The sequence below is a fragment of the Kitasatospora sp. NPDC050463 genome (assembly GCF_040655255.1).
Taxonomy (GTDB): domain Bacteria; phylum Actinomycetota; class Actinomycetes; order Streptomycetales; family Streptomycetaceae; genus Kitasatospora.
Genome location: NZ_JBFAJO010000016.1, coordinates 1 through 13678 on the forward strand (window position 1 = coordinate 1; position 13678 = coordinate 13678).

The 13678-nt window shown below is 72.3% G+C and carries 16 protein-coding genes; 6 read left to right on the top strand and 10 right to left on the bottom strand.

All coding sequences use genetic code 11. The annotated features are described in order from the left end of the window. Positions 1-264: ABC transporter permease (locus AB0J08_RS12595; RefSeq protein WP_360631358.1), on the top strand; the 264-nt coding region annotated here is incomplete at its 5' end. Positions 265-386: 122 nt separating this feature from the next. On the opposite strand, the gene AB0J08_RS12600 is transcribed toward AB0J08_RS12595, so the two are convergent. The 3 genes from AB0J08_RS12600 to AB0J08_RS12610 are packed head-to-tail and all read right to left on the bottom strand — an operon-like array spanning position 387 to position 2877. Beyond that, positions 387-1493 carry a hypothetical protein gene (locus AB0J08_RS12600; RefSeq protein ID WP_360631361.1) on the bottom strand — a complete coding sequence of 369 codons (1107 nt, stop codon included), beginning with the start codon at positions 1491-1493 and terminating at the stop codon, positions 387-389. Beyond that, positions 1490-2458, bottom strand: a complete 969-nt coding sequence (locus AB0J08_RS12605) for an ABC transporter ATP-binding protein (protein ID WP_360631364.1) — start codon at positions 2456-2458, stop codon at positions 1490-1492. Before AB0J08_RS12605 ends, AB0J08_RS12600 begins: the two co-directional genes overlap by 4 nt. Further along, positions 2455-2877 (bottom strand): GntR family transcriptional regulator, encoded by a 423-nt coding sequence (locus AB0J08_RS12610; protein WP_360631367.1) that lies wholly within the window; start codon positions 2875-2877, stop codon positions 2455-2457. The genes AB0J08_RS12605 and AB0J08_RS12610 overlap by 4 nt, the downstream gene beginning before the upstream one ends. A gap of 378 nt (positions 2878-3255) precedes the next feature. Between AB0J08_RS12610 and AB0J08_RS12615 the strand changes: the two genes are divergently transcribed. Continuing rightward, positions 3256-3438, top strand: coding sequence for a PspC domain-containing protein (locus tag AB0J08_RS12615; RefSeq protein ID WP_329488007.1), 183 nt, complete (start codon positions 3256-3258; stop codon positions 3436-3438). A gap of 173 nt (positions 3439-3611) precedes the next feature. Here AB0J08_RS12615 and AB0J08_RS12620 read toward each other — a convergent pair whose 3' ends face one another. From AB0J08_RS12620 to AB0J08_RS12630, 3 genes are all read right to left on the bottom strand, one after another. After that, the gene (locus AB0J08_RS12620; RefSeq protein ID WP_360631370.1) at positions 3612-3965 is read right to left on the bottom strand and encodes an ATP-binding protein; all 354 of its coding nucleotides are present in this window, start codon (positions 3963-3965) and stop codon (positions 3612-3614) included. A gap of 204 nt (positions 3966-4169) precedes the next feature. Continuing rightward, a complete protein-coding gene (locus AB0J08_RS12625) occupies positions 4170-5318 on the bottom strand; it encodes an adenosine deaminase (protein ID WP_360631373.1) in 1149 nt (382 codons plus the stop codon). A 120-nt stretch (positions 5319-5438) separates the two neighbouring features. After that, positions 5439-6353, bottom strand: coding sequence for a LysR family transcriptional regulator (locus AB0J08_RS12630; protein ID WP_360631644.1), 915 nt, complete (start codon positions 6351-6353; stop codon positions 5439-5441). Positions 6354-6508: 155 nt separating this feature from the next. Between AB0J08_RS12630 and AB0J08_RS12635 the strand changes: the two genes are divergently transcribed. From AB0J08_RS12635 to AB0J08_RS12650, 4 genes are all read left to right on the top strand, one after another. Next, positions 6509-7813 (top strand): MFS transporter, encoded by a 1305-nt coding sequence (locus AB0J08_RS12635; protein WP_360631376.1) that lies wholly within the window; start codon positions 6509-6511, stop codon positions 7811-7813. Positions 7814-7822: 9 nt separating this feature from the next. Continuing rightward, positions 7823-8176 (top strand): AbrB/MazE/SpoVT family DNA-binding domain-containing protein, encoded by a 354-nt coding sequence (locus AB0J08_RS12640; RefSeq protein WP_360631379.1) that lies wholly within the window; start codon positions 7823-7825, stop codon positions 8174-8176. Then, the gene (locus tag AB0J08_RS12645) at positions 8163-8456 is read left to right on the top strand and encodes a hypothetical protein (RefSeq protein WP_360631382.1); all 294 of its coding nucleotides are present in this window, start codon (positions 8163-8165) and stop codon (positions 8454-8456) included. The genes AB0J08_RS12640 and AB0J08_RS12645 overlap by 14 nt, the downstream gene beginning before the upstream one ends. Before the next feature lie 219 nt (positions 8457-8675). Then, on the top strand, positions 8676-9350 hold the full coding sequence (locus AB0J08_RS12650; protein WP_360631385.1) for an alpha/beta hydrolase: 675 nt from the start codon (positions 8676-8678) through the stop codon (positions 9348-9350). Positions 9351-9486: 136 nt separating this feature from the next. Here the strand turns inward: AB0J08_RS12650 and AB0J08_RS12655 are convergent, their stop codons facing one another. The 4 genes from AB0J08_RS12655 to AB0J08_RS12670 all read right to left on the bottom strand — a co-directional run bounded on the left by AB0J08_RS12655 (position 9487) and on the right by AB0J08_RS12670 (position 13674). Continuing rightward, positions 9487-10764 (bottom strand): thymidine phosphorylase, encoded by a 1278-nt coding sequence (locus AB0J08_RS12655; RefSeq protein WP_360631388.1) that lies wholly within the window; start codon positions 10762-10764, stop codon positions 9487-9489. A 98-nt stretch (positions 10765-10862) separates the two neighbouring features. Then, complete coding sequence (locus tag AB0J08_RS12660) at positions 10863-11258, bottom strand: cytidine deaminase (RefSeq protein ID WP_360631391.1); 396 nt, start codon at positions 11256-11258, stop codon at positions 10863-10865. Continuing rightward, positions 11255-12520: an ABC transporter permease gene (locus AB0J08_RS12665; RefSeq protein ID WP_360631394.1), complete on the bottom strand. Its 1266-nt coding sequence runs from the start codon at positions 12518-12520 to the stop codon at positions 11255-11257. The genes AB0J08_RS12660 and AB0J08_RS12665 overlap by 4 nt, the downstream gene beginning before the upstream one ends. Continuing rightward, positions 12517-13674, bottom strand: a complete 1158-nt coding sequence (locus AB0J08_RS12670; protein ID WP_360631397.1) for an ABC transporter permease — start codon at positions 13672-13674, stop codon at positions 12517-12519. The genes AB0J08_RS12665 and AB0J08_RS12670 overlap by 4 nt, the downstream gene beginning before the upstream one ends. Positions 13675-13678 lie beyond the last annotated feature (4 nt).

Consider the following 13678-nt stretch of genomic DNA (forward strand, 5'->3'; position numbering starts at 1 on the left):
GCCGAAGCCGCCAGCAACAACGCGATGCCGCTGATCTTCCTGCCGCTCATCTCCAGCGCCTTCGTACCGGTCCACTCCATGCCCGGCTGGTTCCAGCCGATCGCCGAGTACCAACCCTTCACCCCCGCCATCGAGACCCTGCGCGGCCTCCTCCTCGGCACCGAGATCGGCCACAACGGCTGGCTGGCCGTGGCCTGGTGCCTGGGCCTCGCGGTACTCGGCTACTTCTGGTCGACCTCCACCTTCAACCGCGACCCGAAATAACCGCCGTGACCACGCGGGCCACCACCCGCACCCCCTCCCGCCCCCGGGGCGGCGTGACTCCGACACCACGTCGGCCCACGCCGCCCCGTCGGCGTTCCCGGCGCCCACCCGTGGGCGAGCACTCAGCGCATGCGACGGACCCACAGTGCGCAGAACCCGACCAGTAGGACGGTGACCGCCAGGCTCAGCCCGGTCTGGGTCCAGTGCATCACCCACTCATCGGCCGGCGGGTGGTACGTGGCGTAGGCCTGCACGACGGTGTCGTGGTGGGCCAGGCACTCGGGCGTCGGACACTGACCCGACCCGTCCGGCAGCACCCCCATCCAGTCGCTGTCCAACGGGAGCCGCAGACCGTCGCTGGTGACCAGGCCGTTCCCCACCACATCCGATTCGAGCGGCGTGCTCGTCGGCAGGTGCCCGCTGATGGCCATCCGCAGCTGGTCGGCCTGAGCGGGCCCCGCCATCCTGATGCCGGCGAACGCCTCGCGGGCCGGCGCGAACAGGTACCGCCCGGCGTCCACCGCGAACCGCACGGCGAGGGTGAGGACGGCCGTGACGACGATCGAGGCCACGACCCGGCGGACCACCAGCCCGACCGCCGCTCCCAGTGCGACGGAGAGCAGGCAGAATCCGACCATCGACGGTCCCGAAGTGGTGCGGCTCATCCAGGTGAACCAGTGGTAGTAGCCGGGCACCGCGAAGCGCCCCTCGACCACCCCGGTCCACCAGGTGGAGACGGCCGCGAGAACGGACGCCCCCAGCAGGGTGAGGAGCAGCGGCGCCCCCAGGCGGGCGGCCAGCCACCGCTGCCGCGACACGGACTGCGTCCAGGCCAGGGCGTACGTCCCGGTCTCGAACTCGCGCGCCAGCAGGGGCGCGGCGAAGAAGACGCCGAAGGCGACCGGCAGGACCGCCAGCAGCCAGCCGGTGACCAGGACGGCGACGCCCCACCGGTCGTCCAGGGCGATCGCCTGCCGGCTCAGCACCTCGCACTCCGGGGGGAAGTAGACGACGTTGCAGCCCTGGATGTGCTCGGCTTCCACGAAGCCCTGGAGCTGCCTGCCCAGGATGAGCATCCAGCCGCAGAGCAGCACGAGGACGGCACCGGCGGCAAGGAGCGGCGTCCGTTCCTGACGCAGGCCCAGCCAGACGGCGCCGCGCACGACGCGCCGCTTCGGCGGCCGCGAACCCGACCGGGCGGACGGCTGGTTCACCTCCGCGACGCTCATCGGGCCGCCACCTGCTCACGGCCGGCGGTCTGCGCGCCGATCCCGGCCGACGGCCGGTCCTGCGGGGCGGGGGTACGTAGGTACGCCATCAGAATGTCCTCCAGATTGGGCCGGCTGACGTCCCAGCCCGGATCGATCTCGCCCGAGGGCTTGAGCAGTGCCGTCGCCTGGCGGCCGGTGCGCCGCAGCTCGACGATCTCGTGGTGCGCCAGCGAGGCCGGCGAGGCCTCACCGGCCTCGGTGGCGCCGACGGCGCCGACCACCAGGCGGTGGTCGTCCAGCAGGTCCTCGACGTCGCCGGTGAGCCGGATCCGCCCGTCCCGCAGCACGGTGACGTGGTCGCAGACCCCGTCCAGCTCCGCGAGGACGTGGGAGGAGATGAGGATGGTGGTGCCGTGCTCCGCCGCCTCGGCCATCAGGATGCCGGTGAGCTCCTGGCGGGCCACCGGGTCGACGTCGGCGAGCGGCTCGTCCAGCAGCAGCAGGTCGGGACGCTTGCCCAGGACGAGCGCGAGGGCGACGCGGGTGCGCTGGCCGGCGGTGAGCGTGCCCACCCTGGCGTCCTGCGGGAGGTCGCCCAGCCGCACGATCCGCTCCGCGATCTCCTGGTCCCAGCCCGGGTTGAGTTCCCGGCCGGCCCGCAGGGTCTCCGCGACGGTGAACCGCGGGTAGAGCGGCTTGTCCTGCCGCAGGTAGGCCGTGCGCCGGAGGGCGTCGGCCTCCTGCGGTCCGCTTCCGAAGACCGTGACGGCGCCCTCGGTGGGTGTGAGCAGTCCGGCGGCGAGCGCCATCAGCGTGCTCTTGCCGGCGCCGTTCGGGCCGACGAGCGCGCAGACGCGGCCGGCCGGGAGCCGGAGTTCGCAGTCGCGCAGGGCCCAGCGCCGGCGGTACTTCAGGCCGAGCCCGACGGCCTCCAGGGCGGGGGCGTCCTCGGTCGGTCGGTGCTGCACTGCGGGGTGGTTCACCCGGACTCCTCTGGGGCCTCGGTGCTGACGGGGTAGGCGCGGTCGAGGGCGGTGTCGACGAGTGCGACGACGTCCTCGCGTTCCAGGCCGGCCTCCCGGGCGCGGGTGAGCCACGCGGTCAGGTCGGTGTGGAGCGCCGAGTCCTCGACGGTCTGTGGCTTCGCCAGGGACTTCCGGACGAAGGTTCCGACGCCTCTTCGGCTCTCGACCAGGCCCTCGCGTTCGAGCTCCCGGTAGGCCTTGAGCACGGTATTCGGGTTGATCGCCGTCGCCTCCACCACCGCGCGGGCGGTGGGGAGTTGGTCGCCGGGCTGGAGCACTCCGAGCCGGAGCGCCCGCTTCGTCTGCTCGATGATCTGCAGGTACGGCGACAGCCCGCCGCGACGGTCGATGAGGTATTCGACGATGGGGTCCCTCATTCCACTAGTTAACTAGTGGAATGATGGTGCCTCGATCATGACCGGCCGTCAACTCCGGACCGTGAAGTCGCCCTGCGCTGTCGCCGGCCCCGCGCCTGCCCGGCGCCTGCGCCTGCGCCTGCGCCTGCACGACCGGACCGGCCGGACCGACCCGATCCGCGCCGCACGGAACGTCGGCCGGCCCGACTTCCCACTCCTGCGCAGGCGAACCTCCGGGACGCCCCCGAGGGAAACCCCGAGGTCGGGTCCTCCTCACCAACGAGAAAGGCCGGGGTCGGGATCGCCGTCGAGGCTGAGGATTCTGGGGCGCAGGCGGCGGAGCATGGAAGTACGCCCACCGGAGAGCCCGGCCCGGGCCACAGGAACACGGAGACCGCCATGAGCCGCCTCGCCCGCCCCCGCCACAACCGCGTCATCGCCGGCGTCTGCGCCGGGATCGCCGAGCGCTTCGGCCTGACCCCGTGGACCGTCCGGATCATCTTCCTCGCCTCCTGCCTGCTCCCCGGCCCGCAGTTCCTGATCTACCTGGCGCTCTGGCTGCTGCTCCCGCAGGAGCCGTGAGCCCCGAGCGCCGCACGGTGAGCCCTGAACGGCGAGCCCTGAGTCGTGGACCCGAGCCGTGAACAGCCGCGCATGGATGGCCGGTTCGGACGGCCCCCGAACGCCGAAACGGGCCGTCCGCACCCCCGGGGTCACCGGGGGTGCGGACGGCCCGTCGGCCGTGGCGGGGAGCGTCAGCCGCCGAGGCCGGGCAGCGGGAGGGCGCCGGTCAGGCCGCCGAGCGGGGTGCTGCCCAGGCCGGGAACGCTCGGCACACCGGCGCGGGGGGCGGCGTCCGCCGCCGGGGCCACGGCCTGGCCGGCGCTCGGGGCCAGGGTGCCGAGGGTGCCGGCGACCTTGTCACCGCCGGGCAGCTTGCTCGCGGTGTCGGTGACCGCGCCGGTCACGGCGGGGTTGGTCACCGCGCCGGTGGGAAGGCCGAGGCCACCGGCTGCGACCGGGTCGGCGGACGCACTGCCGGCGCCGATCGCCGCGATGGCGATGCCGAGCGCGGCGGTGCCGGCGGCCTTGAGAGTGGCCTGCTTCATGTTCGTCCCCTTGGATCCTCGTCGGTGGCCGACATTCACGGCAGGGCAGCGGGTTCCGCCACCTCCGCCGGTCGGCGTTGACTGCCACACCGTAGTGATCGGATCGCATGAGGATCAAAAGCCGTTAACCCACAAGAGTGGGTAGTCAGATGAACGCCAACCCCCAGGGGTGACAAGGGCGTTCATCCGACCGTCCACACCGCCTCAGGAGCCGGCGCTGAACAGCCACTCCGCCTTGAGCTCGGCGTAGCCCGGCTTGATCACGTCGTTGATCATCGCCAGTCGCTCGTCGAACGGCAGGAACGCCGACTTCATCGCGTTCACGGTGAACCACTCCATGTCGCCCAGCGTGTAGCCGAACGCCTCCACCAGGTGCCCGAACTCGCGGCTCATGCTGGTGCCGCTCATCAGCCGGTTGTCGGTGTTCACCGTCACCCGGAACTTCAGCCGGCTGAGCAGCCCGATCGGGTGCTCGGCGTACGAAGTGGCCGCCGCCGTCTGGAGGTTGGAGGTCGGGCACATCTCCAGCGGGACGCGCTTGTCGCGCACGTACGCGGCCAGCCGGCCGAGCTCGACGCTGCCGTCCTCGTTCACCGTGATGTCGTCGACGATCCGCACGCCGTGGCCGAGCCGGTCGGCGCCACAGCACTGCAGGGCCTCCCAGATCGACGGCAGGCCGAAGGCCTCGCCCGCGTGGATGGTGAAGTGGTTGTTCTCGCCCTTGAGGTAGTCGAAGGCGGCCTGGTGGCGGGTGGGGGGGTACCCCGCCTCGGCGCCGGCGATGTCGAAGCCGACCACGCCGCGGTCGCGGTGGCGGTTGGCCAGCTCGGCGATCTCGGAGGAGCGGGCCGCGTGCCGCATGGCGGTGATCAGGGTGCCGACGCGGATGCGGTGACCGGCCGCGCGGGCGTTCGCCTCGCCGAGGCGGAAGCCCTCGTTGACGGCCTCGACGACCTCGTCGAGGGTGAGGCCGGCCTCCAGGTGCTGCTCCGGGGCGTAGCGGACCTCGGCGTACACGACGCCGTCGGCGGCCAGGTCCTCGGCGCAGTCCGCGGCGACCTTGATCAGGGCCTCGCGGGTCTGCATCACGGCGCAGGTGTGCGCGAAGGTCTCCAGGTAGCGGACCAGCGAGCCGGAGTCGGCGGCCTCGCGGAACCACTCGCCGAGTTCCTTCGGGTCCGTGGTGGGCAGGCCCTCGTAGCCGACCGCGGCGGCCAGCTCGACGATGGTCTCGGGCCGCAGCCCGCCGTCGAGGTGGTCGTGCAGGAGCACCTTCGGGGCGCGGGCGATCTGGTCGGGGGTGGGGATCCGGGGGCCGGTGCCCGCGGTGGTGACAGGGATCTGGTTCTCCATTGCGGGAGTGTAGCTCCTACGCGCGTAGACAGGCCACACCCGCGCGGCCGGTTCGGCCAATGTGCACCGGGAATTCCTCCGAAGGGCCGAGTGGCGCGCCACGGACGGCGCTCGCGCGGGTCAGTCGTGCTGCAACAGCCGCCCCCGGCGCGCCAGCACGAAGTCCCGGAACGCCGCCACCGGCGGAGTCGGCGGCCGGCCCGCCGCCCAGGCCAGACCGATCGCCCGCCGGGTGCGCGGCGCCGTCACCTCCAGCTCGACCACCCCCGGCCGGGGCACCAGCGCGGGCGGCAGCAACGCCACGCCCAGCCCGGCCGCGACCAGGCCGCGCAAGGTCTCCGCGTCCTCCCCCTCGAAGGCGATCCGCGGCACGAAGCCGGCCTCCGCACAGAAGCCGTCGGTGATCGCGCGCAGCCCGTACCCGCGCTCCAGCCCGACGAACGGCTCCCGGGCCACCTCGGCCAGCCGGATCCGGCGCCGCCCGGCCAGCCGGTGGTCGGCCGGCACCACCAGGTGCAGCCGCTGCTCGTCCAGCGGGCGCGCCACCACCGCCGGGTCGTCCGGCACCGGCGAGACCAGGCAGAGGTCCAGTTCACCGGCCAGCAGCCGCTCCAGCATCGCGCCGACGTAGTCCTGCACCAGCTGGAACCGCACCTGCGGGTGCGCCGCCCGGAACCCCCGCAGCAGCGCCGGCACCGCGTCCGTCCCCATGGTGTGGAGGAATCCGAAGACCACCCGGCCGGCCGCCGGGTCCGCCTCCGCGCGGGCCGCCTCCGCGCCGCGCTCGACCTCCGCCAGCGCCCGCTCCACCGAGGCGAGCAGCAGCCGGCCGGCCCTGGTCAGCCGGACGGTCCGGCCCTGACGGGCCAGCAGGTCCACCCCCAGCTCCGCCTCCAGCCGGGCCACCGCCCGGGACAGCGTCGGCTGCGGCACGCCCAGCAGCGCGGCCGCCTGCGTCATGTGCTCCAGCCGGGCGACCGCCGCGAACTGCGCCAGCCGCGGTGCCAGTTGGACGGCCGGCAAGTCCGGCCCCAACTCGGCCGGCCGATGCGGACGATCGAGGTCCTCCGTGCTGTCCACCACTCCCGTGCCACCCTCACCGCTTCGACCTCGGCTCATACCCTGACGTATCGATTGTCCGGCAATCATGCATTGGACGCATCAGCGCGGCGGCCCCTAACGTCGACGTCATGCAGCCCGCCAGTACCGGGGCATCCGCGACCCTGCCGGATGCCCTCACCCAGCCGTCCCCGCTCGCCACCGCCGACGCCCGCCACCGCCCCGGACAACGCGGCTTCCGCCGCGCCAACCTGGCCCTGTTCGCCGCCGGCATCGCGACGTTCGTCCTCCTCTACTCCACCCAGGGCCTGCTGCCGGTCCTCTCGGCCGACCTCGACCTCACCCCCGGCCAGGCCAGCTGGACGGCCTCCGCCGCCACCCTCGGCCTGGCCCTCGCCCTGCTCCCGGCCAGCGCGCTGTCCGACCGCTACGGGCGCACCGCGGTGATGACGGCCTCCGTGCTCGCCGCCTCCGCGCTCGCGCTGGTCCTGCCGTTCGCCCCGGACCTCACCACCCTGGTCGTGCTGCGCGTCCTCCAGGGCGCCGCACTCGCCGGACTGCCCGCCACCGCGATGGCGTACCTCGCCGAGGAGGTCCACCCCAGCGCACTGGCCTCCGCGATGGGCCTGTACGTGGCCGGCAACAGCATCGGCGGCATGGGCGGTCGACTGATCTCCGGCTGGACGGCCGCCGGCTTCGGCTGGCGCTGGGGCCTGGCCGCCTCCGCCGCCCTCGCCCTGCTGGCCGCCCTCGCCTTCCGGCTGCTGATCCCGGCCGCCCGCCACTTCACCCCCACCCCGGTGGACGCCCGCGCCCTGGCCCGTACCGTCGGCCGCCACCTGGGCAACCCGCTGCTGGTCCGGCTGTACGCACTCGGGCTGCTGTTCATGGCCGTGTTCGGCGCCGTCTACAACAGCGTCGGCTACCGCCTGCTCGCCGCGCCGTTCCACCTGCCCGAGTCGGTGGCCGCCTCGATCTTCGTGGTCTACCTGGTCGGCACCGGCACCTCGGCCGCCGCCGGGCGCCTCTCCGGCCGCCTCGGCCGGCGCGGCGCGCTGTACGCGGCGATCGGGGTGACCACCGCGGGGCTGCTGCTGTCGCTCGCCGACTCGCTGCTCTGCGCCCTGCTCGGCCTGGTCCTGATCACCGCGGGCTTCTTCGCCGGCCACGCCACCGCGTCCTCGGCCGTCGGCCGCACCGCCACCGAGGGCCGCGCCCAGGCCTCCGCGCTCTACCTGATCGCCTACTACCTGGGCAACAGCCTCGGCGGCACGATCGGCGCCGACGCCTACCACTCCACCGGCTGGCCCGGCGCGGCCTCCGTCGGCCTCACCGCCATGGCCCTCGCCGCCGGCGTCACCCTCTACGCCACCCGCCGGGCGATCGCCGGCCGCCGGTCCGGCCACGGCCTGCCGGGCGGACTTTCCGCCCGGTAGACTTTCCGCATGGCAGACCTCCAGCGCCGTCGCCGCCCCCACCTGGTGTCCACGCCCGTGCGGAAGAAGGGCGTGGTCACCATTCCGCAGGAGATAAGGGAGCAGCTGGATCTCCAGGAGGGCGACCAGCTGGTCGTCGCCGTGGAGGACGGCCGGATCGTGCTGACGCCCGCCTCCGTCATTCCGGACGACCAGGCCTGGTTCTGGAGCCCCGGCTGGCAGGCCAGGGAGCAGGAGGTCGACGAGGCGCTTGCCCAGGGCGAGCGCGGCGAGGTCTTCGAGGACGGCGAGGAGTTCCTGAAGTCCCTCGCCGACGAGGCCGGGCTGGACCTGGGGGAGATCAAGCGCCGTGCCGACGCATGAGTCACTGGCCCACTTCCTGCGCGACTGGAAGAACCTCACCGCTGTTCAGAAGACGGCCTTCCTCGTCGCGGTCGCCCAGTTCGTCGCCGACCTCCGGGCCGGCCAGGGCTTCCGACGGGGGCTGCGCGTGAAGAAGATGCAGGGCCATCCGGATGTCTGGGAGCTCACCTGGGCTCCGGACGGCCGGGCGACGTTCAGCTACGGGACACCCGTACAGGACGGCGAGCCGCACATCGTCTGGCGCCGGATCGGCACGCACGAGATCTTCCACCGCCCGTGACGACGCCCGCGCCCGGGCTCGAGCTCGCCCTCGCCGGTACCGAGTGGGACTCAGCCGACACGTAGGACGGGTCGAAACGCTCCAACCGGGCGAAGGAGCGGCGCATCCTCCCCCGCCGCACTCAGCCGGTACGGCGCTCGCGCGGATACCTGACGCAGGCTGTCAGGTATCCGCCGTAGTTTCCTCACGTCCCACCCCGTTCGACCAGAGGAAGACGCCATGGCCACCTACGTTCTCGTCCCCGGCATGCTGCACGGCGCCTGGTGGTACCGGCCGCTCACCGACGGGCTCCGCGCCGCCGGGCACGAGGTGTACCCGGTGACGCTGACCGGGGTCTCCGAGCGCGGGCACCTGAACCACGCGGCGGTCAACCTGGACACCCACGTCCAGGACGTGGTCGGACTGCTGGAGGCGGAGCGGCTCACCGACGTGGTGCTGGTCGGGCACAGCTACGGCGGGATGGTCCTCTCCGGGGTCGCCGACCGGATGCCGGAACGGGTCGGGGCGCTGGTGTACGCGGACGCCTTCGTGCCCCGCGACGGCGAGTCCGCCTACCGGATCGTCAACGAGGTCTGGAAGCAGCGCTACCTGGCCGGCGCCGCCGCGGGCGACGGCATCACCGTGGTCGGCTCCAACCCCGCGCTCGACCCGCGCGCCACCGTCCACCCGGCGGCCAGCCTCTTCCAGCCGATCACCCTCACCGGCGCGGCCGAGGCCGTCACCCGCCGCGTCTACATCCACGCCGAGCGTTTCGAGGACAGCCCGCTGCTGGAGACCTTCGACCGCCTGCGCGACGACCCGGCGTGGACGGTGCACACCCTCCCGGTCGGCCACGACCTGATCCACGAGGCCCCGGAGGAGTTCCTGAAGATCCTCCTCAGGGCCGCCGGGTGATCAGCGCCTCGATGGTCGGTGGTCGTCGACACGCTCCGGATCCTTCGGCGGCAGGATCACCGTCGGCCCGTGGACGCCCGACACCGGCGTCCTGCGCACGTACGCCTGACCGGCCGTACGTGCGCAGGACCGGTGGTCACGCGATGCGGTCCAGCACGATCGGGTTCGGGGTGAACGCGGTGCCCGCCGGGGCGACCTCGATGCCGCCGGCCAGGGCCTCGATCGCGTAGTCGTAACGCTCGGGGGTGTCGGTGTGCAGGGTCAGCAGGGGCTGGCCGGCCACCACGGTGTCGCCGGGCTTGGCGTGCATCTCGACGCCGGCGCCCGCCTGCACCGGGTCCTCCTTGCGGGCCCGGCCGGCGCCGAGGCGCCAGGCGCAGACGCCGACCGCGTACGCGTCCAGCGTGGTGAGCACGCCGGAGGCCGGGGCCGGGATGACGTGCTGCTCGCGGGCGACCGGCAGCGGGGCGTCGACGTCGCCGCCCTGGGCGGCGATCATGCGGCGCCAGTGGTCCATCGCGGAGCCGTCGCGCAGCGCGTCGGCCGGGTCCTTGCCGTGCACGCCGGCCGCGGCGAGCATCTCGCGGGCCAGGGCGAGGGTCAGCTCGACGACGTCGGCCGGGCCGCCGCCGGCCAGCACCTCGACCGACTCGCGGACCTCCAGCGCGTTGCCGGCGGTGAGGCCGAGCGGGGTGGACATGTCGGTGAGCAGCGCGACGGTGTTGACGCCGGCCGAGGTGCCCAGGCCGACCATGGTGCGGGCCAGCTCGCGGGCGTCGTCCAGGTTCTTCATGAAGGCGCCGGAGCCGACCTTCACGTCCAGGACGAGGGCGCCGGTGCCCTCGGCGATCTTCTTGGACATGATCGAGGAGGCGATCAGCGGGATGGCCTCGACCGTGCCGGTGACGTCGCGCAGCGCGTACAGCTTCTTGTCGGCGGGGGCGAGGCCGTCGCCGGCCGCACAGATGACGGCGCCGGCGTCGTGCAGCACCTTCATCATCTCGTCGTTGGAGAGCAGGGCGCGCCAGCCGGGGATGGACTCCAGCTTGTCCAGGGTGCCGCCGGTGTGGCCGAGGCCCCGGCCGGAGAGCTGCGGCACGGAGGCGCCGCAGGCGGCGACCAGCGGGGCGAGCGGCAGGGTGATCTTGTCGCCGACGCCGCCGGTGGAGTGCTTGTCGCTGGTGGGCTGCGCGAGCGAGGAGAAGTCCATCCGGACGCCGGAGCGGATCATCGCGTCGGTCCAGCGGCTGATCTCGCGCGCCTTCATGCCGTTCAGCAGGATGGCCATGGCCAGGGCGGACATCTGCTCGTCGGCGACGTCGCCGCGGGTGTAGGCGTCGATGACCCAGTCGATCTGAGCGTCGCTCAGCTCTCCGCGGTCGCGCTTGGTCCTGATGACGGAGATGGCATCCATGGCTGCTCCAAGAGGGGGTTCAAAATGCGAAGAGTGTCGCGAGTTGGCCGGATTGCGGCCCCACTCGCGACACTCTACGCGCGTAACAGAAACAAAGACTAGAGCCGCTCCGGCCCGAACGCGTCGGGGAGGACCTCGCTCATCGGCTTCACGCCGGAGGGCAGCTCGACCAGCAGGTCCGGCCCGCCGTGCTCGTAGAGCAGCTGGCGGCAGCGCCCGCACGGCATCAGCAGACCGCCGTCCCCGTCCACACAGGTGAACGCGGTCAGCCGGCCGCCACCGGTCGCGTACAGCGCGGAGACCAGGCCGCACTCGGCGCAGAGCGCGAGCCCGTACGAGGCGTTCTCCACGTTGCAGCCGGTGACCACCCGCCCGTCGTCCACCAGCGCCGCCGCGCCGACCTTGAAGCGGCTGTACGGGGCGTAGGCGTGAGTCATCGCCTCCCGCGCCGCCGCGCGCAGCGCCTCCCAGTCGACCGTCGCCGGGGCCGTCACTTGCCCTGGCCCTTGCGGTAGATCTGGCCGTCCGCCTTCGGCGGCCGCAGCCGCTGCGAGGCCAGCGCGAGCACCACCAGGGTGATCACGTAGGGCGTCGCCACGATCAGCGGACGCTGGACCTCGTCGGTGGTCGCGTACCAGGCGAACAGGCCGCCGGAGACCACGAAGGTGATCGCCGCGGAGGTCAGCTTGCGGCGGTACAGGTTCCAGAGCGCCAGCAGGAACATCGCGATGGCGACCACCAGGATCAGCACGTGCACCGACTCCGGGTCACGCAGCTGGAGGCTGTCGGTGAAGCCGAACAGACCGGCGCCCATGGCCAGGCCGCCCGGCATCCAGTTGCCGAAGATCATCGCCGCGAGGCCGATGAAGCCTCGGCCGTTGGTCTGGCCGTCCTTGTAGAAGTGCGCCGCGACCAGCGAGAGGTACGCGCCACCGAGGCCCGCGAAGGCGCCGGAGGTGACGACCGCGAGGTACTTGTACTTGTAGACGTTGACGCCCAGCGACTCGGCCGCGGTCGGGTTCTCACCGCAGGACCGCAGACGCAGACCGAACACCGTGCGCCACAGGGCGAAGTAGCTGACCACGATCAGCGCACCGGCCAGCAGCACGACCACCGAGATGTTGGTGACCAGGCCGCCGAGCACACCCGCGACGTCGGAGACCAGGAACCAGTGGTGGAGCTCGATGTCCTTCAGTCCGGAGGACAGGCCCGGGATGGTGATGTACGGCAGCGGATCGGCCGGCGGGGACTGGTTCGCCCCGGCACCGACGGAGATGTAGTCCTTGTAGTAGATCCGGTTGACGTAGGCGCAGATGCCGGGGATCAGCAGGTTGACGCCGACACCGGAGACGATGTGGTCGACGCCGAAGGTCACCGTGATGACGGCGTGCAGCAGACCGCCGAGCGCACCACCGAGCATGCCGGCCACCAGGCCGAACCAGGGGCTGACCAGGTATCCGCCCCAGGCACCGCAGAAGGTGCCGGCGACCATCATGCCTTCGAGGCCGATGTTGACCACGCCGGCCCGCTCGGACCAGAGACCGCCCAGACCGGCCATGCCGATCGGCACGGCGGCGCTGAGCGCGGCGGTGACCTGACCGGACGAGGTCAGCGCGTGGTTGCCGGTGGCCATGCCCACGGCGGAGAAGAGGACCAGGGCGCCCGCGATCAGCAGCAGCACCACCGGCCAGGACAACTTGCGCTTCTTGGCGGGAGCGCCCGGCGCCTTCGCGCGGGCAGCGGTGGCCGTGCTCATGCGGACACCTCCTTCTTCTCGTTGGCGGCCGCGGCCTGGGCGGCGAGCTGGGCGCCGACCTTCTGCTGCTGGCGCTTGAGGCCGTAGCGGCGCACCAGCTCGTAGGCGACGACGACGCAGATGACGATGGTGCCCTGCATGACCGGGACGATCTCGAACGGGAAGCCGCCCTGGAGCGGCAGCTGGGAGCCGGTGGCGTCCAGGAAGGCGAACAGCACGGCGGCGAAGGCCATGCCGATCGGGCTGTTGCGGCCCAGCAGGGCGACCGAGATGCCCAGGAAGCCGAGGCCGCCCTGGAAGCTCTGGCCGAAGTTGTACGAGTTCTGCAGCAGCTCGGGCATGCCGATCAGGCCGGCCAGCGCACCGGAGACCACCATCGAGGTGACGACCATGCGTTTGACGTTCACACCGGACGCGGTGGCGGCGGTCTCCGAGCGGCCGGTGGCGCGCAGGTCGAAGCCGAAGCGGGTGCGGGTCAGGGTGAACTGGAAGGCCACGCCGACCAGGATCGCGATGAAGAGGAAGCCGTAGAGCGGGCCGCCGTCGGTGTTGATCGCGAAGAAGTGGCTGGACTCCGAGACCGGGGAGGTCTGGATCGAGTTGCTGGTGGAGCTCTTCTCCGGCGCGAAGATGCCGGGGACGAGCAGCAGACCGACGATGGCGACCGCGATGGCGTTCAGCATGATGGTCGAGATGACCTCGCTGACGCCGCGGAAGACCTTCAACAGACCGGCGATGCTCGCGTACAGGCCACCGACCAGCATGGCGGTGATCAGCAGCAGCGGGATCTGGATGAACGACGGCAGGTCGAGCCGGCTGCCGACGAAGGCCGCGAACAGCGCCGCGACCTTGTACTGGCCCTCGACACCGATGTTGAAGAGGTTCATCCGGAAGCCGAAGGCGGCGGCCGCGGCGGCCAGGTAGTACGTGGTGGACCGGTTGAGGATGGCCACCTGGCCGTCCGACTTGGTGGCGTACGTGATCATCACGTTCCAGGCGTCGAACGGGTTCTTGCCCGAGGTCGCCAGGAGCACCGAACAGATCGCGACGGAGAGCAGCACGGCGAGCACCGGAGCTGCGAGGGCGAGCACGATCTTCTCGATGTCGAACCGCTGCGCCAGCTTGCTCTTGGCGGCGGGGGTGGGACTGGTCATGTGG